The following is a 21932-nucleotide window of genomic DNA, read 5'->3' on the forward strand; positions in this document are numbered from 1 at the left end:
GGATGACACGGATTAAACGGATGAGCACGGATTTTTTATTTTTTAGTAATCGGATTGAGCGGATTAATCGGATTTCTTTTCTGTTTTTTTATCTGCTCAATCCGCTAAATCCGCTTACTACTTATTTTCATTCTCCTTTGTGTCCACTGCCTGTGGGCATGAGCGTTTCTCCTGGATTAAAAACCTTAATATTCTCAGATTCAGCAAGTTGATTGAGGTCTAATCATTATCCGCACTTACATTTAGATGTATATCTTTCTAAGGCTAATTTTTCTTCCTGCACAAACCTCACCTGTCTCTGTATTAACTCATCAAAATCAACTAAATGCCCATCAAATGTAGGTCCATCAACACAGGCAAACTTTGTTTGCCCATCTACGGTAACTCGACACGAACCACACATCCCCGTGCCATCAACCATAATCGTATTTAAACTAACTAATGTCGGAACATCAAATTTTTTAGTTACCGCACAACTTGCCTTCATCATCGGCAATGGACCAATGGCAATGACTAAATCTGGCTTTTCCTGTGTTTCCAATAATCTCTCTAAAACCTTAGTAACAAAGCCCTGTTCACCATACGAACCATCATCGGTGCAGATATAAAGTTGATTACTGATGGCATTCATTTCTTGTTCTAAAATAACTAAATCTTTAGTTCGAGCACCAATAATGGAGGTAATTTCAGTTCCAGATTTGTTTAATGCCTTTGCTTTAGGATAGATAGGTGCCACACCTACACCCCCAGCCACACAAAATATCCTTTTGTGTGAACCAGTTACTTCGATATGTTTCCCGAGAGGACCTACAAAATCCTGGAGATAATCCCCTGCCTTTAGTTTGCCCAATTGTTTGGTTGTCTTCCCTACCTCCTGAAAAATAATACTTACCGTTCCCTTTTGTGCATCGTAATCATAAATAGTTAGTGGTATCCGTTCACCAGCCTTATCGATTCTCAAGATGATGAATTGCCCTGGTTGGCAAGACCTTGCTACTTTGGGCGCATCAATAACAAATAATTTTATCTCTTTTGCTAACTCTTTGGTAAATAATATCTTATACATTTTTTCTCCTTCCCTTGTTTCCTTTTTAAAATTGTAACCGTTCAGCCACAGAGGCACAGAGTTCACAGAGAATTAAGGAAATTAGCCACAAATGGACACGAATTAACCTCTGCATCCTATAAATGTAGTGCGAACCTTTAGGTTCGCCTTTTGGCTTGCCAGAAGCGAGGCTAAAGCCTCGCACTACAAATCTTTTTATTATTCGTGTTCATTCGTGGTTATATATTCCCTCTGTGTTCTCTGTGACTCTGTGGCTATATCCTGAACGGTTATCATTATTGACCTTAAATCCTAAATGCACCGTTGCCACCCCAAAGCTCAAATCAAAATATTGGACAGCCACAAATCCCGCTTTTTCCATTAATACCTTTAGTTGTTCTTTGTCTGGCAGGTATAAATCCAGAGACTGGGGAAGATAACTATAAGGTTCTTTATTCCCATGAAATATTTTCCCCAATAAAGGTAGGACATGATAAAAATAGATTTTATGTCCCCCTTTAATAAGTATATTCTCTGGTCTCCCTGCGTCTAAGGTAATTAATCTTCCACCTGGTTTCAGTATCCGATTAATTTCCTTAAATACCTCATCAATATTTAGATGTCGCAATCCAAAGCCAATTGTGACAACATCAAAGGTATTGTCTGCAAACGAAAGAGAGGATATATCTTGCTTTTTCAGTTCAATCCTCTCCTCTAGTCCACTTTTCTCAATCTTTTTTCTTCCAATTTCAAGCATCTCATCACAAAAGTCTATTCCAATTACTTTCACTTGAGGATTTTCTTTAGCCGCACAAATACCACAATCCCCTGTTCCGCAACAGAGGTCAAGGATTAAATCTGTTGGTTTTAGTAATGCCTTTGAAATAGCGAATTTACGCCATTTATGATGAAGTCCAAAACTGATTATTTGATTTAACCTATCGTAGTCCCTGGCGATATTTGAAAAAAGTCTTTGAACATAATATTGTCTTTTGTCTGACATTGTGAACTCATTTAGAGCTTTTATATTATCATTAATAGGAGATAATGTCAATAAAAAATTGGTAACCGTTCAGGTAATCCTTTACCGTCCCGAAATTTCTATCTCTGGTGAATAGATTTTAATTTTTTCTCTGCGTCTCTGTGTCTGTGCGGTGAACGGTTACTGTAATTTAAAACCCCCATATTTACGAACATGGTCAACTAATCCGCCATCTTGCAAGATATTAGTCATTATCTCTGGCAATCTGGAGAAATAAGAGGTTGTGCCTTTTGTTTGATTAATCAGGCATCCTTTTTCTAAATCTACCTCTAATTCATCCCCTTCAGTTATATCTTTAGTTTCACATTCAATCACTGGTAGTCCGACATTAATTGCATTACGGAAGAATATTCGAGCAAAAGATTGAGCAATGACACCACTAATTCCGGCTAATTTAATAATGGTTGGGGCGTGTTCTCTACTTGAACCCAGTCCAAAATTCCTTCCGGCAACAATAAAATCACCAGGTTTTATTTTCGAGGCAAATTCTGGGTCTGCATCTTCCATCACATGTTTAGCCAATTCCTGTAGATTAGACCGCAAATGGAAATATCTACCCGGAGCTATCAAATCTGTGCTTATGTCATCACCAAATTTATGTCCCTTACCTTTTAGTATCATTGATATACCTCCTCGTATTTACCATTATTGTAAGCGTTCAGGGATATAGCCACAGAGTCACAGAGAACACAGAGGGAATATAGCAGTTATTAGTCAAAATTTTACTCAGAGTGGATAAGGGAAAAATCCCAAATCCCAAGCACCAAATCTCAAATAAGCACCAAATTCCACATACCAAAAAGCGAATTAGAGATTAGTGAATTAGAGATTAGATTTTACTAATTCGCTAATTCGCTTAATTCACTAAATAGAATTTGGAATTTGTGATTTGGAATTTCAGAGCCATATCTATGTCAAATTTCGATTAATAAGTGCTATAATTCGTGTCCATTTGTGGCTAATTTCTCTAATTCTCTGTGAACTCTGTGCCTCTGTGGCTGAACGGTTACCCTTATTTATTCTCCTTCAGAAATAATTGAGCTTAGGAAAACTCCTGGATAATAAAACCCCAAAATTTGTTTATAATTATATCCTAATTCTGCCATTGATACTGCCCCTTGTTGGCAGAGTCCAACTCCATGTCCCTTACCGATACCTTGAAAAGTAACCTTGTCCCCATTTGTGCGGATGGTAAAGATAGTGCTCCATATTTTGTCTGAACCCATTATTAATCGAAACTTAGAACTTGAAATCGTCAATTCTCCATTTCCATTTTTAATTATAACTTCTTTTACCCTCCCACCATTGGTGTTAGAACTTGCGGAAATAGAAGATATATTACTAATATTAAAACCATTGCGGTTAAGTATATCTTTAATTTCGGATAATGAGAAAGTTACATCCCATCCTTTATTAGATTTTCTACAAAATGGGTCATAAACTTCTTGTAAATAAGGAATATCTTGTCCCCAAACTGACTGTGCACTTGCGGTTATACCTCCACACCAGGCATGATAAAATGTGGAAGCGACATCTCCTTCAAAGGTTAATATTTGTCCTTGAGTGGAATCAACCGCATTGATTGTCTTTTCTGATTCGACATCCATACCTTTATATACCTGGCAATGAATCTTTGAACATAAATTATATCCTTCTTCTTCATGTTTTTTAAGATTATCTATGGCAAATGTTCTGGCAATGATGGCTTGAGCCTTTAAAGCCTCAATTGGCGCTTTATCTGTCATCTCAGGTTTTATCACTCCATAAAGATATTCTTCTAAATCTACAACATTGATAACCTTAATTCCATCCCTACCTGTTCCTATTTCTATTTCACCGCGATATTTATTGCCATTTACAAGGATATTTGCCCCAACAATAGGTCTTACCCGAATAGAACCAGTTATTATTCCAACATCTTTCACCTCTAATCGACTTTGATTAAGTTTTATAAAACCATTTTTCCAACCATAGGTAGTTAATAGTATTTCATCAGTTGCCAGGTCAATCAGCTCAAGATAACCTGTACTACTAATATTAACTGCTGTTTCACCATTGAGCAGTCCTATTCTAAGGTTAATCGCTTCTAAATCTTTGCTTAAACTTAATATGATTAATATTAAAAATATTTTTTTCATTTCTCTCTCTTAACTTGAAGGTTTATCTCCGACCAAATAGCCAAAAGATGATAGATAAAATTATACTAATTAAAATACAGGTGGTAACAGGGAAATAAAAACTAAAATGCTCTTTCTTTATAAAAATATCACCTGGCAGTTTGCCAATAAACGGAAATTTATTGGCTAATAAAAATAGCCCACCAACTACTATTAAAATAATACCTGTAAGGATTAAGAATTTACCTGCGAAACCTGTCATTTTAAAATGGCCCTCCTATCTCAAGAATAAATAATGCTACCCAGATTAAAAGCATTATTACACCGAGCATAAGGAAAATTTGATTCGGTCTGTGCGTAAGTTTTTTATTTGAATAAGCCAGGATAAGCAAAAAAAGTCCAAAGAAAAAGAACGAACCTACTACAGGAGCTGATTCTTGCATAGAGAATTCACCTTCCTTTAATTGCCTCGTTTATCCATTTTTTGAATGTATTCATTTCATGTAACCGTTCAGGATATAGCCACAGAGTCACAGAGAACACAGAGGGAATATATAACCACGAATGAACACAAATACAAAAGGATTTGTAGTGCGAGCCGTTAGCTTCGCTTCTGGCAAGCCAAAAGGCGAACTTAAAGGTTCGCACTACATTTATGGGATGTCAGAGGTTAATTCGTATCCATTTGTGGTTAATTTCTCTAATTCTCTGTGAACTCTGTGCCTCTGTGGCTGAACGGTTACTTTTTAATCATGATAATAACCTCCTCATTAAAATTAGCGATTACTATTTGCACTATATTTTTTCAATTCACTCTCAAACTCTTGCGCGGGGATTTGGGTAATACCTAATTCTTTTGCCTTATCCAGTTTAGAGCCTGGTTTTTCTCCGACTACTAAAAAGGAGGTCTTTTTAGTAACTGAAGAGGATGTTTTTCCGCCTAATTTTTGAATTAATTCTTCAGCTTCCTGTCGTGTCCAATCTTTTAGACTTCCCGTAATAACAAATTCCTTGCCTTCATAAGGCATTGGATGAGTAGAGATAGGTGCAGACACACATAGATTTACTCCTGCTTCCTTTAATTTCGAGATTAAATTTTTAGTTTGAGGTTGATTAAAGAAATTGATAATACTTGCGCTTACCTTAGGACCTATGTCTTCAATCTCTAACAACTCATCTTCACCTGCGGCGATTAATCTTTCCATTGTGCCAAATCTACGGGCTAAAGCAATAGAAGTTTGTGAGCCAACATGAAATATGCCAATGGCGTTGATTAATCTATCCAGAGGTTTGTTTTTAGTAAGTTCGATATTATTAATCAAATTATCCACGGATTTTTCACCCCAGCCTTCAAGGGATTCCAATTCTTCTCGATGTTGCCAGAGCCAATAAATATCGGTTAATTCTTTAAGGAATCCTTTTTCTACTAATTGTTCTACTACTTTGGTTCCTAATCCTTCGATATCCATACAGCCTCGTGAGGCAAAGAATTCAATACGGCGTTTAAGTTGAGCCGGGCAATTCACACCAGTGCAAAAACTCCTTGCCTCTCCTTCTGGTCGATAAACCTCTGCCCCACATACCGGACAATTTTTTGGGAATTCAAATATTTTACCTCGCTCTTCACTTTTAACCACACCAATTACCTTAGGAATTACCTCACCACTTCGTTCCACGATAACCTTATCTCCAATCCTGATATCCTTTCGTTTAATCTCATCTTCATTGTGGAGTGTTGCCCGACTGATGGTTACGCCGGCTAATTTAATTGGCTCTAACATTGCGACCGGGGTAAGTGCTCCGGTTCTTCCAACTTGAACGATAATCTCTTTTAAAACTGTTGTGGCTTGTTCTGGGGTAAATTTGAATGCCACAGCCCATCTTGGGCTTTTTGCAGTAAAACTTAGTTTTTTTTGCTCCTCTAAATAGTTTATCTTAATAACCATCCCATCGACATCATACCTTAATTTATCTTTTTTCTCTTCCCATTCCTGGCAATAATCAATTACCTCCTCTATCCCCTGACACAGTTTATAATGAGGGCAAACGACTAATCCTAAATTTTCAAATTCCTTTAATGTCTCAGACTGAGTTTTAAAGATTTCTTTTTCTGCAATTCCTAAGGAATGAATAAAGACATTGAGGTATCTTTGGGCAACGATTTTTGGGTCTAAGAGGTGAAGAGAACCAGCAGTTGCATTGCGGGTATTAGCAAATGGAGGCTCATTTCGATTAATTCTTTCTTGATTAACCTGTTCAAACCGCACCTTATCCATATATACCTCTCCACGAACCTCCAGATTAATGGGTTTATTTAATTGTAATGGAATCGTTCGTATTGTGCGTAAATTAAGGGTAATATCATCACCTACCTCACCATCACCTCGGGTTAATCCCTGGACAAAAACACCATTTTCATACTTTAGAGAGACACCCACGCCATCTATCTTTAATTCAGTAACATATTCTATTGTTTGTTTGTTTAACCATCTGACTACTCGTTGATGAAATTCCTTTAATTCATCAATGGAATAGGTATTATCCAGACTTAGCATTGGCACTCGATGTCGAACTGAGGTAAATTCCTCCAATGGTTGTCCACTTACCCGTTGTGTGGGTGAATCTGGGGTAATGCATTCTGGATGTGCGGTTTCTAATTGAATTAATTCTTTTAGTAATTGGTCATATTTGTAATCGGATATTTCCGGGGCGGCCTCGACATAATACTTGTAATCGTGGTATTTAATCAATGCCTTTAACTTTGAAATTTGCCCCCTGTAATCTTCCATACTATAAAAGATACTACAAAATTGGCAATTTGTCAAGGAAAAACAGTAACTGTTCAGGGATATAGCCACAGAGTCACAGAGAACACAGAGGGAATATAGCAGTTATTAGTCAAAATTTTACTCAGAGTGGATAAGGAAAAAATCCAAAATCCCAAGCACCAAATCTCAAATAAGCACCAAATTTCACATACCAAAAAGCGAATTAGAGATTAGTGAATTAGAGATTAGATTTTACTAATTCGCTAATTCGCTTAATTCACTAATTCACTAAATGGAATTTGGAATTTGTGATTTGGAATTTCAGAGCCATATCTATGTCAAATTTCGATTAATAAGTGCTATAATTCGTGTCCATTTGTGGCTAATTTCTCTAATTCTCTGTGAACTCTGTGCCTCTGTGGCTGAACGGTTACGAAAAACAAGTGGCGGGGCAATGGGTCAGTTATTTGGGGAAAGTTCTCCTGATAATGAGTGTCAGCAGTGTCAGTGTCAGTTTAAAGTGTTGTTCCAATCATTCTGACACTGACACCGCATCTATCCTTCTTTCATCAGCGGTAATTCCTGCAATGTGGTGTAGATTGCTCCTTTTGGCGTCAATTGGCTCCCCATTACCTCTATCTTAGTCACCTCCATCTGACCAAAATCTGGAGGTTTTAGGGTAGAGATTAATTTAGACAAATCATCTTTCCTTTGAGGACTTTTTATCCTCCCTAATGTTAAATGGGGAATAGATTCTCTTTGTTCGATTGGAAATCCAAGTCTAAGTAAGTTATTGTCTATTCGTGTGGATAATTCTATACATTCTTCTTTGCCTTTATCCACGCCTACCCAGATTACCTTTGGGCTTGATAAACTGGGAAAAGCCCCAACTGAAGTCAGGGAAAGTGTAAATTGCTTAAAATCCGAGGTTGCCTCCAGAACCATTTGATATACCGACTCTAACTGTCCAATAAGACAATTGCCCAGAAATTTTAAGGTGATATGCATACCATCAGGATTTACCCATTTAACATCAGCATTAGCCTTTTTTAATTCTGATTGAAACTTGCTTAATGTCTCCTTAAGTTGGGGTGACATTGAGATAGCCACGAAAGTTCTTACTTCTATCATTTTAATAACTCCCTTCTGACCATATCTAAGGCGGCACAGGCAGCCTTTTCTTTGATTTCTTCTCGTTCTCCAACAAACCTGAATTCCTTAACATTCAAATTATCATTTATGGATAAACCAATATATGCCAGACCAACCTCATTGCCTTCTGGTCCTGCATAACCAGTTATTCCCAGACCAATGTCTGTTTTCATCAACCTGGCTATTTCTTTAGCCATCATCGTGGCAATTTCCCGACTAACTATCCCGCATTTTTCAATTATCTCTCTGGGAATATTTAAAAGATTAATCTTTATTTCTTTCTCATAAGCGACTATTCCACCACGATAATAAAGAGAACTACCCGGCACATCCGTAAGTTTATTAGAAAGTAATCCACCGGTGCAGGATTCAGCCACGGCTATGCTAAGTTTCCTTAGATAAAGTAAATAACCTACTACTTCCTCTAATCTCTCTCCATCTACGCCATAGATATTATCCTGTAATTTTATGCGGATTTCTTTTTCAGCGGCAGAAAGTAAGGCTTGTGCCATCCGCTCTACTTTTGCCGTAATCTTAATTTCGAGGTCAATACTTCCATCAAGATTATTCACCAGATTCAATTTTACACTATCGCTTTCACCGATGTGGCCACCTAATGCTTTCTTAATTTCTTCCTGGGTTAACCCAATTATTTTTAAAATCCTGAATTTACTAACTTCTTCTTGCATTTTTTTCATTCATCTAAGATAATTGTGCCATCTTTACTTCATTTTCCTCTATCTCATTACAATTAATATATTTTTTATAAAATGAAGTATAATACAAGTCAATATCCCCGCGGCACAATCATCTATCATTATTCCCAATCCACCTTGAAGATTTTGTAATTTACGAATGCCCAGTGGTTTTAAGACATCCATTGCCCGGAATAACACAAATCCTATCACGATAAAAGAAATATGCAATGGGAGAAGAAACATACAAAAAAGATAACCAATAATTTCATCTAAAACGATTTTTTTTGAATCTTTTTCTTCAAAGAGAATTTCTGCCTTTGTGCAGAACCAGATGCTTATTATCGTTAAGATTATAACCAGTAAAAAATACCACAAATCAGGATTAGAGAAACGATGGCATAGGAAATAAATAAGTAAATAAAGTGGGATACCTCCAAGAAGTGTGCCGAGCGTGCCTGAAGCAAATTTAGAATATCCAGAAAAAAAGCCACTGGCAATAAATTTAATCGCAAAATTAAAAGCATTTTCTACCTTTGAGTCTTTATATTTCGCCTTTCTTATTTCTTCATTTGTATGTAAAATCTCATTCATTTTATCAACCTTAATTGTACTATATTTTCACTCTTTAGTCAACTAAAATTTCATCTTGTTAGACATCATAAAGTTTACTATAAAGTCCTCCCTGTTTTAAAAGTTCATGATGTGTGCCTAATTCGATTATTTTACCTTTATCTACCACAGCAATTTTATTGGCATTTATGACGGTTGATAGGCGGTGGGCAACGACAATAGTTGTCTGGTGCTTCATAATTTCGGATAATGATGCCTGGATTAGTGTTTCAGATTCAGAATCTAATGATGATGTTGCCTCATCTAAAATTAATATTTTTGGTTGACGAATAATCGCTCGGGCAATTGCTAATCGTTGTCGTTGACCACCCGAAAGTTTTACCCCCTGCTCACCTATTTGAGTATCATAGCCATCTGGCAGGCGAGTAATAAACTCATGGGCATTAGCCACTTTAGCCGCTTCAACTATCTCATCAAAACTCGCATCAATCTTGCCATAAGCAATATTTTCTTTCACACTACCACTGAATAAAATAATCTCTTGTGGCACAACACCTATTTGCTGACGGAGACTATCTGTTTTAACCAATTTAACATCATAACCATCTATCATTACCCTGCCAGAATTAGTGTCATAAAGTCTTGAGATGAGGTTAATAATAGTTGTTTTCCCATTTCCAGAAGGACCGACAATCGCCAATATCTCACCCGGATTAACCTGTAAATTAATGCCGTTTAAGACCAATTCATCCTCATATCTAAAAAAGACATTTTCAAATTCTACCTTACCGACAATCACAGGTAATTCTCTTGCTTGAGGGGATTCTGCCATCTGAATTTCCGTATCGACGACCTCAAATATGCGTTCGCAGGCGGCCATTGCTCGTTGGATGACTAAAACTACCTGGGTCAATTTCTTAATTGGGGAAGACATTGTGGCTAAATAAAGTCCAAAGGCAATTAAATCCGCAACCGTCAATGCTCCGGTAAGAACCTGATATGCACCAAACCAAATAACTACAATCGTCCCTGTCGTGCTGAAAAAATGCACCAGGGGAGTCGCCGCCGCAGTAATTTTTACCCCTTTGAGAAATGTATTAAAATATCTTTTGTTTATCTCATTAAACCGTTGTTGCTCATAAAATTCCATCGCAAAGACCTTGACAACATGAATACCAGAAATGAACTCTTGCAAGCCAGTGGTTACTTCTGCAATTCTATTTTGAATTCTAATGCTTATTTTCTTCATCTTTCGGCCAAGGATAAAGATAGAAAGGGCAATAAAAGGCGTAACAATCAGGGACAGGAGTGCTAACTGCCAATTAAGATAAAATGCAACACAAACCGCTCCTAATAAAACTAAAGGTTCTTTGAGTATATTTACGACACCAAAAATAATGAAGTTCTCTAATAAAGCGACATCATTGATAATTCGAGATATTATTTCACCTGTATGTCTATCCTTGTAGAATTTTAACGAGAGGAAGGTAAGATGTTCGAATATGGTCTGGCGAAGGGTAAAAATTACCTTTTGCCCAACATAACTCATTAGAAAGTCCTGTCCATACTGAGCTAATGTCCAGATAACAACCGTCCCAAGTGCGGCGCACATTGTCAGGTTTAATTGAACAACATTTTGTTGGGATAAGGCATTAGCAAGGACAACCTTGATAAACCAGGGTAAGGCAAGGGTAGTAATTGCCACAATCAGCATACAAATTAAGGCAAAATACAGGTGTAGTTTATGTGGAATGAGGTATCTAATGAGCCGTTTATATAAAATCATCGTTCCTCCTGAAAATAATGTTAAAAATAGCACGCGGATAACGCGGATTTAACGGATTTTCGCTGATTTTTTTCTCTTTTTTCTATCTTCTATCTTATATCCGCGAATATCCGCATCATCAGCGTCATCAGCGTGCTATTATTTTTCATCGTCATTTGTGTAGTGGTTGAATAGTTACCATTATTCTTGAAAAGGCACGAGTGCCTCGAGATAAGTATTGAATGTCCGTGAATCAAATAACACAAATCGAACTTCTCTAATGGAGGTATTCACTTTCAAGAAATCAATGACCGCCTTAAGGGCAATGGGTGCGGCTTTTTCTACCGGATAACCATAGACGCCGGTGCTAATAGATGGAAATGCAATCGAAGAACAGTTATTTGCCACTGCGAGCTTCAGGCTTTCAAGATAACAACTACGGAGTAATTCTGGTTCTCCTTGACTACCACCCTGCCAGATAGGTCCAACCGTATGAATAACATATTTAACGGTGAGATTACCTGCCGTAGTAATCACTGCCTTACCCGTCGGCAGAAGTCCCTGTGCAGAGCGAATCTTCTTACATTCCTCAAGGATAGCACTTCCCCCGACACGATGAATAGCACCATCAACACCGCCGCCGCCCATTAATCCCGGGTTAGCCGCATTAACAATGACATCTGTTGTCTCCTGAGTAATATCCCCTTGAACTAAAGTAAGTATTGAGTTATTAATTTGCTTTTGAGTCATTCATCTCACCTTCACTATTATACTCTAACAGAATTTCGCCGTTTTGTCAACAAACTTTTTATTAAAGAAATTTGCTAAATTTACCGATTATTATAATGTATGGATTCACCAAAGATTATTATAAGAGGGGGTAAGAGGCTTACAGGTAAAGTTAAAATTTCAGGGTCTAAAAATGCCACACTACCTATTTTAGCCGCGACTATTCTTATTCCAGAACCAATTACATTAACAAACTTACCCTCTCTTGTGGACATAGAGACGATGTGTGAGGTATTAAATCTTTTAGGGGCTAATGTTGAGGGGAAAAAAGAGTCAGCAGTTATAAATACCGTTAGTTTAGACCAATATGAAGCCCCTTATGAGCAGGTGCGCAAGATGCGTGCCTCAGCATTAGTTATGGGTGCTTTATTAGCCAGATTTGGTAAGGCGTATGTTCCTTTACCCGGGGGATGCAATATCGGATTGAGACCGATTAATCTTCACTTAGATGGACTAAGCAAATTGGGTGCGGAAATAGTTACGAAAGAAGGATATGTGAAATTATCGGCTAAAAAATTAATTGGCACAGAAATATATCTTGATTTTCCTTCAGTTGGGGCGACGGAAAATTTAATGATGGCGACTTCAATGGCTTGCGGGAAAACAATTATTGATAATGCCGCAAAAGAACCAGAGATTGTAGAACTGGCTAATTTTTTAAATAAAGCCGGCGCCAAAATTGAAGGTGCGGGTTCGGATACGATAAAAGTTACCGGAGTAAAAGAATTGAAATCTACTTCATTTCAAATTATCCCGGATAGAATAGAAACAGGAACTTACGCCATTGCCGCAGCTATCACTAAAGGAGATATTACTCTTGAGGGGGCTGATTTTGACCATCTCCATACGGTTATGACTAAATTAGAAGAGGCAGGGGTAATATTTGAAAAAAAAGATGCTCAGATGCGTGTTTATGTAAAAAAAGACCTTATGCCAGCAAATATAAGAACTATGCCTTACCCTGGATTTCCAACAGACCTTCAGGCACAATTTATGACGCTAATGTCTATTACTAAAGGAATGAGTATGGTTATAGAATCGGTATTTGAGAATAGGTTTATGCATGTCAGTGAATTATGTCGTATGGGAGCAGATATTAAGGTAGATGGACATACCGCAATAATACGCGGTGTCGAGACTTTAAGTGGAGCTCAGGTTAATGCGACAGATCTGAGAGCAAGTGCCGCATTGATTTTAGCCGGGCTGGTGGCTAAAGGAGAAACCCAACTATCCGGCATACATCACCTGGATAGAGGCTATGAATGTATGGAAGAAAAATTATCTAGACTGGGGGCACAAATTAAACGCATTGCTGGAGGAAAAGATTATGATTAAAGGAATATACACCGGTGCAATAGGAATGCTTGCCCAATGGACAGATTTAGATGTTGTCGCAAATAACCTGGCGAATATAGATACCGCTGGCTATAAAAAGGATGAAACTATATTTACACCATTTGATTCTATTTTTCTCCATCGCCTTTATGATAATTATATTATGACCAGAGAAGGCTATCTTGACCAAAGACCAAAAGTTGGTCCTGTAGGCACAGGCGTAGGAATAAGTGAAATAGCCACTTTATATTCACAAGGACCTATTCAAAAAACCGATAATGACTTTGACCTGGCTATTGGAGGAAAAGGCTTTTTTACGATTGAAGGACCTCAAAATAAGATTTTTTATACCCGTAATGGCACATTTACTATCGATTCAGAAGGATATTTGGTGACGAAAGGAGGTTATAGAGTCTTAGGGGTAAATGGATATATTCAAATTGCTCAAGGTAAGTTCCAGGTTCAAGAAAATGGCAAGGTAATAACAGGAGAGAGAGATTGGAAATCTCCACAAGAAATAGACGGACTAAAAATAGTTGATTTTGAAAACAGAAGAGGATTGAAAAAAGTGGGTAATAGCTTATTTGAAGCAACTCAGTATGCAGGTGAACCTCAAGTTGTCGCTCAACCTAAAATTTTGCAAGGTTACCTTGAAAAGTCAAATACCAATCCAATCGAAGAAATGGTAAAAATGATTGAAATTCAACGAATATATGAAATTAATCAACGAGCAGTAAGCTCTTTTGACGATACACTACGAACAGCCGTGACAGAAGTCAGCAGGGTTAAATAAAGTCGTAAGTCGTAAGTCGTAAGTCGTGTAAGTCGTAAGTCGTAAGTCGTAAGTCGTAAGTCGATTCTTATACATTAAAAAATTAGTAGGGAGAAGATATGAAATTTGAAAAGTTCGAGGATATAAAAGCATGGCAAATTGCAAGAGAGTTAGTAAAGGATATATACAGAATTACAGACAATGATAGATTTTCTAAGGATTTTGGTTTAAAGGATCAGATTAGAAGAGCAGGAATATCTATAATGTCCAATATTTCTGAAGGATTTGAACGCGGGTCTGATAAGGAGTTAAATCAATTTCTGAATTATGCGAGAGGATCTGCCGCTGAAGTTAAAAGTCAGATATATATTGCGTCAGATTTGTACTATATAACCAGTAATGAGTTTAAAGAATTATACAACAAATGTACAGATATTTCCAGGTTAATAATGGGATTTATCAAGTATCTTAAAAAGACATAAGACTTACCGACTTACGACTTACGACTTACGACTTATATCTAAAAGGAGGTATATTAAAATGATGCGTTCATTATGGACAGCGGCCACAGGTATGGCTGGACAACAATTTAATCTCGACACTATTGCCAATAATCTGGCTAATGTTAATACCGCTGGATTTAAGAAGTCACGAGTAGATTTTGAAGACTTAATCTACGAAATCTTAAAATCACCGGGTACACCTATTGCTACTGGAAGCGTTCTTCCTACGGGCATCCAGGTAGGACACGGAGTATCTATTGCCGCCACTCAAAAAATCCATACACTTGGAAACCTTCAATCAACTCAAAATCCTTTGGATATCGCTATAGAAGGAGAAGGATTCTTTCAGTTACTTCTACCTGATGGGTCAACAGGTTATACGCGAGATGGTTCTTTTAAAATGGACCAGGAGGGTAAATTAGTTACTTCTAATGGATATATTTTACAACCAGAAATAGTTATCCCGCCTGGAACTACCCAAATTACCATTACTGAAGATGGGAATGTGTCAGTCATTATCGGAAATGATACAAAAACACCTCAGGAAGTAGGTAAAATTGAATTAGTTAGATTTGCCAGTCCACCTGGACTAAATCCTATCGGTAAGAATGTATTTAAAGATAGTGCCTCAAGTGGTGACCCGGTTACCGGGACAGCAGGCACTGAGGGATTTGGTGGAATTAAGCAAGGATTCATCGAATTGTCAAATGTAAATATAGTTGATGAGATGGTTAATATGATTATCGCCCAGCGAGCTTATGAACTTAATTCAAAAGCAATTCAAACCGGAGATGCAATGCTGGGCATCGTCGGCGGGTTGAAGAGATAAAAGAATAAAGGGATTCGGGACTCGGGAATAAAAGAATCCCCGTAACCGTTCAGGTGGTAATTTACCGCAGAGACGCAGAGGAACAGAGAAGATATAGAAATAAAATAACGTAACATTTTAGCCATCTGAAGTGAAATTCAGGTAATCAGTTATCGGTCATCAGGTTATCGGTAAAGGGAAAAGATCAATTGGTTGTTACCGATTACCTGATTACCGATTACCTTGCACTTCATTTGTGTAAATAGTTACAATAAATTTTAATCTTCTTCTCTGCGTCTCTGCGGTGAACGGTTACGAATCCCCAAACCCCGATTTTCAGAAGAACGCTCATGAACCGTGGGTTCACAACAGAAGAATGAAAATAGGAAAAAACAGGTGGAGGAAGGATTTTCTCTCTACTTTCTACTCTCTACTTCCTATTTTCAGGAGAAGTTAAATGATAATTAATAAGTTATTGAAGATATTCTTTTTTACCGGGCTATTTGTCTTTTTGTTTTCCAGTATCTCGCTTGCCTTAACTACGATTGAATTGAAAGAAAATGTTTGCCTGACAGGTAAGGAGATATTTCTAAAGGACATTGCTAACTTAAGCAATACATCTGTAGATAACATCTATATTGGTCAGGCACCTTTGCCTGATAGAAAAAGGTATATTACTCAGGAGTATGTTAAGTTAAAAATTTTGCAAGCAAAGATTAAAGAGGAAGATTTTAATCTTATTGGAGCGACAAAGATAGAAATAACAAGTTCTTCTCAAAAATTGGATGTTGAAAAGATAACAAAAATAGCTCAAGAGTATATCCTGACTAATCTTAATACGACTGCTCGAATAGAAATAGAATCATTCCAGATTCCAAAAGGTGTTATTTTACCTGCTGGAAATGTAGAATATGAGATTGAAAATACCCCAATCTTAAAGAATCAGGTATATCTCCCGGTGACCATCAAGGTAAATGGGACAAAATATAAAACGATTAGATTGGGATTCAAAATTCATCGCTTTGCAAATGTTGTAATAGCGGCTAAACCATTGTTACAACATCATATTTTAACGCCAGTGGACATAGAAATCCAGGAAAGAGAGATAACGAATATTAATCCTGCGGCGATAGAAGATGTCATTGGAAAAAGATTGAAAAGTCCGCTGACACAAGGGAAAATATTAACTTATAATTTAATCGAAACTCCTCCTTTAATTAAACGAGGAGATGCGGTTATGATAAAAAAAGAGATTGGAGCACTTATCGTCCAGGCAAAAGGAATAGCCAGAGAAGATGGAAGATTAGGAGATGAAATTCAAGTAAAAAATGTGGATTCGGATAAGACAATTAACAGTATCGTTGAGGATAGTAGAACAGTTGTGGCGAAGTAGTGCTAAGTAATTACCATTCACCAGTTACCAATTACCAAAAATAAGGAGGTTTAATTCAATGAAAATAAAAGATAAACTTTATGTTATTCTTATTCTCTTTATTGGTGTTTTTTCCTGGATTAGGGCTTATGAAACTGAGGCAGAATCACTCTGGGCAAAAAGCAGCCAGGAAAGTTTATATGTTGACCATAAGGCGAAAAAAATAGGAGATATAATCACAGTTCTTGTCGTTGAGTCATCTTCAGCGATGCAGAAGAGCTCAACTAAAAAATCTAAAGATGCCGAACTTTCTGGCGGCCCAACAACTGTGGAAAAGGGTAAAAAGAATCTGTTATCTTTTATACCTTACTTTGGCGCCAAAGGAAAAAGTAAATATAAAGGCGATGCCGATACAAGTCGCTCTGGCATTTTAAAGGCAAATCTGACGGCTCAAGTTATAAATGTTTTACCTAATGGAAATTTAGCCATAGAGGGAAGTAAGAAATTACTTATTAATAACGAAGAACAAATATTAACCGTGTCGGGAGTAATTAGACCAGAAGATATTGAGGCAGATAATTCTATTCTCTCAACCTATATTTTAGATGCCTCAATTAAATATAAAGGTGGAACCAGCCTGTCAGATAAGGAAAAACCAGGACTTATCACCCGGGTATTGACGAAAATAGTTAATGTTTTATTTTAAGTAATCGTGAGGTGAACGGTTACACAATTTCTAATTTCAGCGTTTTAAATGGTATTTACCAAAGTAACTATTCACCATGTAGGAAAGTAGGAGAGTAGGGAAGTAGGAAAGGGAAAAAATTGGTGCAACAGATGTGCAGAGCGGCTGTTTCTATCCCAGCAAATATTGCAGAAGGTTTTAAGAAACTTAATTATCTGCCAGATTTTCAATCCATTTGGGATATATCTGAAGAAGTGAGTAGGATGCTTATAGGTTTAATCAAATCAATTAAGAGTATAATAGGATGAAGTATTTTCCCCTCTTCCTACTTTCCTACTCCCTACTTGATTGGTATGCTGAATAGTTACTTACCAAATAAGGAGGATGGCAAGCGTGTTTGTCTTACGAAGACTTATCATTTTTATATTTATCTTTATAAGTGTCGTAGTTTATGCCCAGGAAACGGTTGTCCGGGTAAAAGATTTATGCCGAATAGAAGGGGTAAGACCTAACCAATTAATGGGATATGGACTGGTTATAGGATTAAACGGGACCGGGGATGATAAAGGAACTTTTTTTACCGCTCAATCCATTGTGAATATGCTGACTCGATTAGGGATTTCGGTGGCTAAAGAGAAAATGGAGGTAGAAAATGTGGCGGCTGTCATTGTGACCGCTCAGTTACCTTCATTTGCCAGAGCAGGAGATAAAGTGGATATAGCCGTAGCAACCTTAGGTAATGCGAAAAGTTTAGCAGGCGGCGTTTTACTTCAGACACCATTATTAGGAGCAGATGGGGCGGTTTATGCCTTAGCTCAAGGACCTATTTTAATTGCGGGCAAAGCCATTGGTAAAAAACATCTTACTGTCGCCCAGATTTCGCAAGGAGCGATTATCGAAAAAGATGTTACCTGCCCGATTGTTAAAGAAAATGCTGTCTCTTTAGTGCTTAAGGAAAGTGATTTTACGACTGCCTTTAGAATTGCAACCGCAATTAATACTAAATTTACCCCAAATACCGCTAAAGCATTAGACCCATCTTTAGTCCTGGTCAAAATACCTGAAAACTATAAAGAAAGGATAGTTGAATTTATATCTGGATTAGAAGGTTTAACCTTAACTCCGGATATGCAATCTAAAGTAATTGTGAACGAGCGAACAGGAACAATCGTGATGGGCAAAGATATTCGCATTTCACAAGTGGCTGTCGCACATGGAAATATAAGTGTTGTCGTAAAAAGTCGCACTGCCACTGAATCAAAAGAAGCAAAAGAAGAAAATGTAATTCTGTTTTCACCTACGGTGACTATCGAAGATGTCGTTTCAGCCTTAAATTCAATTGGGGCTACTCCAGAGGATTTAATCGCTATACTTCAGGCAATTAAAACCGCTGGCGCCTTGCACGCAGAAATTATTATCATGTAGGAGGAACAATGTTAAATAATATACCACCAATTGGGTTATTAAATAATAATCTTAATAAATTTATTCCCAGAAGTAACCAATCAAATGATTTTATGACTACACTTAAAAGTGCTGAGGATAAAGAAAAGGCAAAGGCAAGATTAAAAGAAGTAAGTTATGAGATGGAGTCTATTTTTATCAATCAATTACTAAAAGAGATGCGTAAATCTATTCACAAAACCAATCTTTTTCATGCCGGTTTTTCAGAAGAGGTTTTTGAAGATATGTTATATGATGAATATGCAAAATTAATGGCTAAATCAGACCAATTTGGTTTATCCAAGCAAATTTATGACCAGTTAAGTAAATATTTGTGAACGCAATTTTGTTAATAAGATTCAAGTTTAATGGGACGCAGATTTACTCAGATTATCAGGATATTAAAATATAAAATCCTGTAAATCTGCGTTCATCTGCGTCCCAAAAAAGAAATTCCTATACTATCAAAAATACCAAAATCCCTTTTTGCACAAGAAGTTTATTTTTTGCCTGTTCAAAAACAATAGAATGTTGACTATCTAAAACCTCTGCGGTAACTTCTTCCCCACGGTGAGCGGGAAGACAGTGCATTAACAGACAATCATCTTTTGCAGAATTAAGCATAGCACTATTTACTTGATACGGTGCAAAAATCTTCTTTCTTGTTTCTTCTTCTTCCTCTTGCCCCATACTTGTCCAGACATCCGTATAAATTATATCTGCCTCACGAGCCGCCTCTAATGGGTCGTGGATGATTTTTATTTGACTTTTTGAGTTTGCGGAAATTTCCTTTGCCCGAGAAATTATTTCTTGTTCAGGCATATATTCAGATGGAGTCGCCACCGTGATATTCATTCCCATCATTGCTGAGATTAAAATTAAACTGCGAGAAATATTATTTGCACCATCACCAATAAAAGTTAAATTTAACCCCGTAATCTTCCCTTTCTTTTTCCAGATAGTATAGACATCAGATAATGCCTGGCAGGGATGAAATTGGTCTGATAAAGCATTAATTACCGGGACAGAGGCATATTTAGCCAGGAGTTCAACATCTTTATGAGCGTAAGTTCTGGCAATAATTAACTGGACATATTGTGAGAGTGTTTTGCTAATATCTTCAATAGGTTCTCTTATTCCGAGTTGAATTTCATCCTGGCGTAAGAATATTGCCTGACCACCTAATTGGTGGATGGCAACTTCAAAAGAAATCCTGGTTCTTGTGGATGGTTTTTGGAAGATTAAGGCAATAGATTTATTAGCCAGCGGAAGATATTTTTCCCCACTCTGGTCTTTCTTTAATATGGAATCCGTTAGTTCAAATATCCATCGGACATCCGCAACATCTAAATCAGTCACAGATAATAAATCCCGCTTTCCCATTTTAATTCTCCTTTTTTTGCCACAAAGAAATGTAACCGTTCAGGTAATCCTTTACCGCAGAGACGCAAGAGTTTACAGAGAAAATATGGAAATAAATCAGATAACAGAAAAGATTATTGGTGTAGCCATTGAAATACATAGGACCTGCTTGCCGAATGTTCAGCCGGCAAACCAGATTTGTTAATCCATCCCTGATTTTCATCAGGGCAAGTTTAATGTTGTTGGACTCAAGAGTTTGCACTGATGAAAATCAGGGATGTTAAGCCTATCGTCCATAAATTTTAATTTTCTTCTCTGCGTCTCTGTGTCTCTGCGGTGAAAAAATCACTTTATCCAGTATTTTTACGGCTTCATCTACATCCTGTTTGGTCACAATTAATGGTGGTAATAACCGCAAAACCTTTTCTACGGTGCAATTAATAATTAATCCATGTTCCAGACAGGTAGTAACAATTGGCTGTCCTGGAAACTCAAGTTCCATACCAATCATTAATCCCTTTCCTCGCACCTCTTTTATGAAGCTATATTTATCTTTTAATTCAGATAGTCGATTAAAGAGATAGTTACCTATCTCTTTTGCATTTTCAACCAGATTTTCTTCGATAATGGCATTAATCACGGCTAATGTTCCGGCACAGACTAAAGGATTTCCGCCGAAAGTAGAGGCATGCGTTCCTGGTGTAAAAAGGTCAGCTAATTCAGGTTTGGCGACCATTGCCCCAATTGGCAGACCACTTCCCAGCCATTTCGCCAGGGTGATAATATCCGGGATAATCCCGTAATGCTCGTAGCCAAACATCTTACCTGTTCGACCAATTCCTGTCTGGACTTCGTCTAAAATAAGCAATATTTTATGTTCATCACACAAGGCGCGCAATCCTTTTAAATATTGTTCGTCTGCAACATTAACGCCTCCTTCTCCTTGAATTAGTTCAATCAGGATAGCACAGGTAGATGGGGTAATAGCCTTTTTTATCTCGTCAAGGTTATTGAATGGTACATACTTAAAACCATCAACCAATGGTTCAAATCCTTTATGTATTTTATCCTGACCTGTAGCGGTTAAGGTAGCTAATGTTCTTCCGTGAAATGAGCCAGTCATTGTAATTATTTCATATTTACCCTGACCGTATATTCTGGCAAGTTTAATTGCGGCTTCATTTGCCTCCGCCCCACTATTGGCAAAAAATACCTTCCCTTCAAAGGATATTGAAGACAATTTCTGAGCTAATTCTATCTGTGGAATGGTATAATAAAGATTGGAAAAATGTATCAGGTTATTTGCCTGTTCTGTAATCGCCCTGACTAACCGAGGATGGCTATGTCCAATACTATTTACTCCCTGTCCAAAGAAATCTAAGTATTCTTTACCATTAATATCCCAGATTTTAATTCCTTTCCCTTTGACGAAACATACTGGAAAGCGTTTATAGACAGGAACCATAAATCTTTTTTCTTGTTCAATAATTTGTTTTTGAGTAATCATAAAATTATAACCAACAAACCGTTCGTAGTGTCGTGTTGAAACATCTTCCTTAATTTTCTAACTGCACAGGTCGAATTTTTGTAACCGTTCAGGGCTATACATTAGAAGTGTAAACAAGGAGAAATGGGGAAAAGGGAGAATTGGAGAAATGGCTCAAACTTTTTCTTGCTCCACCCTTCGGACATCAATCCTGGAGTCT

General features: G+C 37.2%; 25 protein-coding genes. 11 read left to right on the forward strand and 14 right to left on the reverse strand.

Annotated features, from left to right (window positions below; genetic code table 11):
- On the forward strand, positions 1–212 hold a 212-nt coding region (locus tag AB1414_03375), incomplete at its 5' end, for a hypothetical protein (protein ID MEW6606482.1).
- A gap of 14 nt (positions 213–226) precedes the next feature.
- On the opposite strand, the gene AB1414_03380 is transcribed toward AB1414_03375, so the two are convergent.
- The 6 genes from AB1414_03380 to AB1414_03405 form a co-directional block, all read right to left on the reverse strand.
- Positions 227–1066 (reverse strand): sulfide/dihydroorotate dehydrogenase-like FAD/NAD-binding protein, encoded by an 840-nt coding sequence (locus AB1414_03380; protein MEW6606483.1) that lies wholly within the window; start codon positions 1064–1066, stop codon positions 227–229.
- Positions 1067–1274: 208 nt separating this feature from the next.
- A complete protein-coding gene (gene ubiE / locus AB1414_03385; GenBank protein ID MEW6606484.1) occupies positions 1275–2048 on the reverse strand; it encodes a bifunctional demethylmenaquinone methyltransferase/2-methoxy-6-polyprenyl-1,4-benzoquinol methylase UbiE in 774 nt (257 codons plus the stop codon).
- 159 nt (positions 2049–2207) lie between these two features.
- Positions 2208–2708, reverse strand: a complete 501-nt coding sequence (locus tag AB1414_03390) for a 3-isopropylmalate dehydratase small subunit (protein MEW6606485.1) — start codon at positions 2706–2708, stop codon at positions 2208–2210.
- Between the two features lie 395 nt (positions 2709–3103).
- A complete protein-coding gene (locus AB1414_03395) occupies positions 3104–4225 on the reverse strand; it encodes a SpoIID/LytB domain-containing protein (GenBank protein MEW6606486.1) in 1122 nt (373 codons plus the stop codon).
- A gap of 22 nt (positions 4226–4247) precedes the next feature.
- Entirely contained in the window at positions 4248–4466 is a 219-nt protein-coding gene (locus AB1414_03400; protein MEW6606487.1) for a DUF2905 domain-containing protein, read from the reverse strand.
- A gap of 1 nt (position 4467) precedes the next feature.
- On the reverse strand, positions 4468–4647 hold the full coding sequence (locus AB1414_03405) for a hypothetical protein (protein MEW6606488.1): 180 nt from the start codon (positions 4645–4647) through the stop codon (positions 4468–4470).
- Positions 4648–4768: 121 nt separating this feature from the next.
- On the opposite strand from AB1414_03405, the gene AB1414_03410 reads away from it, so the two are divergent.
- Complete coding sequence (locus AB1414_03410; protein MEW6606489.1) at positions 4769–4918, forward strand: hypothetical protein; 150 nt, start codon at positions 4769–4771, stop codon at positions 4916–4918.
- A 62-nt stretch (positions 4919–4980) separates the two neighbouring features.
- Here the strand turns inward: AB1414_03410 and ligA are convergent, their stop codons facing one another.
- The 6 genes from ligA to AB1414_03440 all read right to left on the reverse strand — a co-directional run bounded on the left by ligA (position 4981) and on the right by AB1414_03440 (position 11907).
- On the reverse strand, positions 4981–6993 hold the full coding sequence (gene ligA / locus AB1414_03415) for an NAD-dependent DNA ligase LigA (protein ID MEW6606490.1): 2013 nt from the start codon (positions 6991–6993) through the stop codon (positions 4981–4983).
- A 534-nt stretch (positions 6994–7527) separates the two neighbouring features.
- On the reverse strand, positions 7528–8103 hold the full coding sequence (gene thpR / locus AB1414_03420; protein ID MEW6606491.1) for an RNA 2',3'-cyclic phosphodiesterase: 576 nt from the start codon (positions 8101–8103) through the stop codon (positions 7528–7530).
- Positions 8100–8822, reverse strand: coding sequence for a nicotinamide-nucleotide amidohydrolase family protein (locus AB1414_03425; protein MEW6606492.1), 723 nt, complete (start codon positions 8820–8822; stop codon positions 8100–8102). The genes thpR and AB1414_03425 overlap by 4 nt, the downstream gene beginning before the upstream one ends.
- A 39-nt stretch (positions 8823–8861) precedes the next feature.
- Positions 8862–9413: a phosphatidylglycerophosphatase A gene (locus AB1414_03430; protein MEW6606493.1), complete on the reverse strand. Its 552-nt coding sequence runs from the start codon at positions 9411–9413 to the stop codon at positions 8862–8864.
- A 58-nt stretch (positions 9414–9471) separates the two neighbouring features.
- Positions 9472–11178, reverse strand: a complete 1707-nt coding sequence (locus AB1414_03435) for an ABC transporter ATP-binding protein (protein ID MEW6606494.1) — start codon at positions 11176–11178, stop codon at positions 9472–9474.
- A gap of 180 nt (positions 11179–11358) precedes the next feature.
- A complete protein-coding gene (locus AB1414_03440; GenBank protein ID MEW6606495.1) occupies positions 11359–11907 on the reverse strand; it encodes an O-acetyl-ADP-ribose deacetylase in 549 nt (182 codons plus the stop codon).
- Between the two features lie 99 nt (positions 11908–12006).
- Between AB1414_03440 and murA the strand changes: the two genes are divergently transcribed.
- The 9 genes from murA to AB1414_03485 all read left to right on the forward strand — a co-directional run bounded on the left by murA (position 12007) and on the right by AB1414_03485 (position 19202).
- The gene (murA, locus tag AB1414_03445; protein MEW6606496.1) at positions 12007–13281 is read left to right on the forward strand and encodes a UDP-N-acetylglucosamine 1-carboxyvinyltransferase; all 1275 of its coding nucleotides are present in this window, start codon (positions 12007–12009) and stop codon (positions 13279–13281) included.
- On the forward strand, positions 13274–14074 hold the full coding sequence (gene flgF / locus AB1414_03450; GenBank protein MEW6606497.1) for a flagellar basal-body rod protein FlgF: 801 nt from the start codon (positions 13274–13276) through the stop codon (positions 14072–14074). Before murA ends, flgF begins: the two co-directional genes overlap by 8 nt.
- A gap of 98 nt (positions 14075–14172) precedes the next feature.
- Entirely contained in the window at positions 14173–14535 is a 363-nt protein-coding gene (locus AB1414_03455) for a four helix bundle protein (GenBank protein MEW6606498.1), read from the forward strand.
- A gap of 58 nt (positions 14536–14593) precedes the next feature.
- The gene (gene flgG, locus AB1414_03460) at positions 14594–15385 is read left to right on the forward strand and encodes a flagellar basal-body rod protein FlgG (GenBank protein MEW6606499.1); all 792 of its coding nucleotides are present in this window, start codon (positions 14594–14596) and stop codon (positions 15383–15385) included.
- Between the two features lie 436 nt (positions 15386–15821).
- The gene (gene flgA, locus AB1414_03465; protein MEW6606500.1) at positions 15822–16757 is read left to right on the forward strand and encodes a flagellar basal body P-ring formation chaperone FlgA; all 936 of its coding nucleotides are present in this window, start codon (positions 15822–15824) and stop codon (positions 16755–16757) included.
- A gap of 58 nt (positions 16758–16815) precedes the next feature.
- The gene (locus tag AB1414_03470) at positions 16816–17442 is read left to right on the forward strand and encodes a flagellar basal body L-ring protein FlgH (protein ID MEW6606501.1); all 627 of its coding nucleotides are present in this window, start codon (positions 16816–16818) and stop codon (positions 17440–17442) included.
- A 119-nt stretch (positions 17443–17561) separates the two neighbouring features.
- Positions 17562–17729, forward strand: a complete 168-nt coding sequence (locus AB1414_03475; protein ID MEW6606502.1) for a four helix bundle protein — start codon at positions 17562–17564, stop codon at positions 17727–17729.
- Between the two features lie 76 nt (positions 17730–17805).
- On the forward strand, positions 17806–18846 hold the full coding sequence (locus AB1414_03480) for a flagellar basal body P-ring protein FlgI (GenBank protein MEW6606503.1): 1041 nt from the start codon (positions 17806–17808) through the stop codon (positions 18844–18846).
- An 8-nt stretch (positions 18847–18854) separates the two neighbouring features.
- Positions 18855–19202 (forward strand): rod-binding protein, encoded by a 348-nt coding sequence (locus AB1414_03485; protein ID MEW6606504.1) that lies wholly within the window; start codon positions 18855–18857, stop codon positions 19200–19202.
- A gap of 118 nt (positions 19203–19320) precedes the next feature.
- Here AB1414_03485 and argF read toward each other — a convergent pair whose 3' ends face one another.
- Both argF and AB1414_03495 read right to left on the reverse strand, forming a co-directional pair.
- Positions 19321–20247: an ornithine carbamoyltransferase gene (argF, locus tag AB1414_03490; protein MEW6606505.1), complete on the reverse strand. Its 927-nt coding sequence runs from the start codon at positions 20245–20247 to the stop codon at positions 19321–19323.
- 265 nt (positions 20248–20512) lie between these two features.
- Positions 20513–21733, reverse strand: a complete 1221-nt coding sequence (locus AB1414_03495) for an aspartate aminotransferase family protein (protein MEW6606506.1) — start codon at positions 21731–21733, stop codon at positions 20513–20515.
- Between the last annotated feature and the right edge of the window lie 199 nt (positions 21734–21932).

The organism is bacterium, from assembly GCA_040755795.1.
Taxonomy (GTDB): domain Bacteria; phylum UBA9089; class CG2-30-40-21; order CG2-30-40-21; family SBAY01; genus JBFLXS01.

Bases quoted from the DNA above. Each gene is read 5' to 3' on its own strand.
- AB1414_03470 (MEW6606501.1), top strand. From the start codon at position 16,816: ATGAAAATAAAAGATAAACTTTATGTTATTCTTATTCTCTTTATTGGT.
- AB1414_03495 (MEW6606506.1), bottom strand. From the start codon at position 21,733: ATGATTACTCAAAAACAAATTATTGAACAAGAAAAAAGATTTATGGTT.
- flgA (MEW6606500.1), top strand. From the start codon at position 15,822: ATGATAATTAATAAGTTATTGAAGATATTCTTTTTTACCGGGCTATTT.
- thpR (MEW6606491.1), bottom strand. From the start codon at position 8,103: ATGATAGAAGTAAGAACTTTCGTGGCTATCTCAATGTCACCCCAACTT.
- ligA (MEW6606490.1), bottom strand. From the start codon at position 6,993: ATGGAAGATTACAGGGGGCAAATTTCAAAGTTAAAGGCATTGATTAAA.
- AB1414_03410 (MEW6606489.1), top strand. From the start codon at position 4,769: ATGAACACAAATACAAAAGGATTTGTAGTGCGAGCCGTTAGCTTCGCT.
- AB1414_03400 (MEW6606487.1), bottom strand. From the start codon at position 4,466: ATGACAGGTTTCGCAGGTAAATTCTTAATCCTTACAGGTATTATTTTA.
- AB1414_03430 (MEW6606493.1), bottom strand. From the start codon at position 9,413: ATGAATGAGATTTTACATACAAATGAAGAAATAAGAAAGGCGAAATAT.
- AB1414_03455 (MEW6606498.1), top strand. From the start codon at position 14,173: ATGAAATTTGAAAAGTTCGAGGATATAAAAGCATGGCAAATTGCAAGA.
- AB1414_03480 (MEW6606503.1), top strand. From the start codon at position 17,806: ATGGCAAGCGTGTTTGTCTTACGAAGACTTATCATTTTTATATTTATC.
- AB1414_03485 (MEW6606504.1), top strand. From the start codon at position 18,855: ATGTTAAATAATATACCACCAATTGGGTTATTAAATAATAATCTTAAT.
- AB1414_03425 (MEW6606492.1), bottom strand. From the start codon at position 8,822: ATGAAAAAAATGCAAGAAGAAGTTAGTAAATTCAGGATTTTAAAAATA.
- flgF (MEW6606497.1), top strand. From the start codon at position 13,274: ATGATTAAAGGAATATACACCGGTGCAATAGGAATGCTTGCCCAATGG.
- flgG (MEW6606499.1), top strand. From the start codon at position 14,594: ATGATGCGTTCATTATGGACAGCGGCCACAGGTATGGCTGGACAACAA.
- murA (MEW6606496.1), top strand. From the start codon at position 12,007: ATGGATTCACCAAAGATTATTATAAGAGGGGGTAAGAGGCTTACAGGT.
- AB1414_03440 (MEW6606495.1), bottom strand. From the start codon at position 11,907: ATGACTCAAAAGCAAATTAATAACTCAATACTTACTTTAGTTCAAGGG.
- ubiE (MEW6606484.1), bottom strand. From the start codon at position 2,048: ATGTCAGACAAAAGACAATATTATGTTCAAAGACTTTTTTCAAATATC.
- AB1414_03405 (MEW6606488.1), bottom strand. From the start codon at position 4,647: ATGCAAGAATCAGCTCCTGTAGTAGGTTCGTTCTTTTTCTTTGGACTT.
- AB1414_03390 (MEW6606485.1), bottom strand. From the start codon at position 2,708: ATGATACTAAAAGGTAAGGGACATAAATTTGGTGATGACATAAGCACA.
- AB1414_03435 (MEW6606494.1), bottom strand. From the start codon at position 11,178: ATGATTTTATATAAACGGCTCATTAGATACCTCATTCCACATAAACTA.
- AB1414_03380 (MEW6606483.1), bottom strand. From the start codon at position 1,066: ATGTATAAGATATTATTTACCAAAGAGTTAGCAAAAGAGATAAAATTA.
- AB1414_03395 (MEW6606486.1), bottom strand. From the start codon at position 4,225: ATGAAAAAAATATTTTTAATATTAATCATATTAAGTTTAAGCAAAGAT.
- argF (MEW6606505.1), bottom strand. From the start codon at position 20,247: ATGGGAAAGCGGGATTTATTATCTGTGACTGATTTAGATGTTGCGGAT.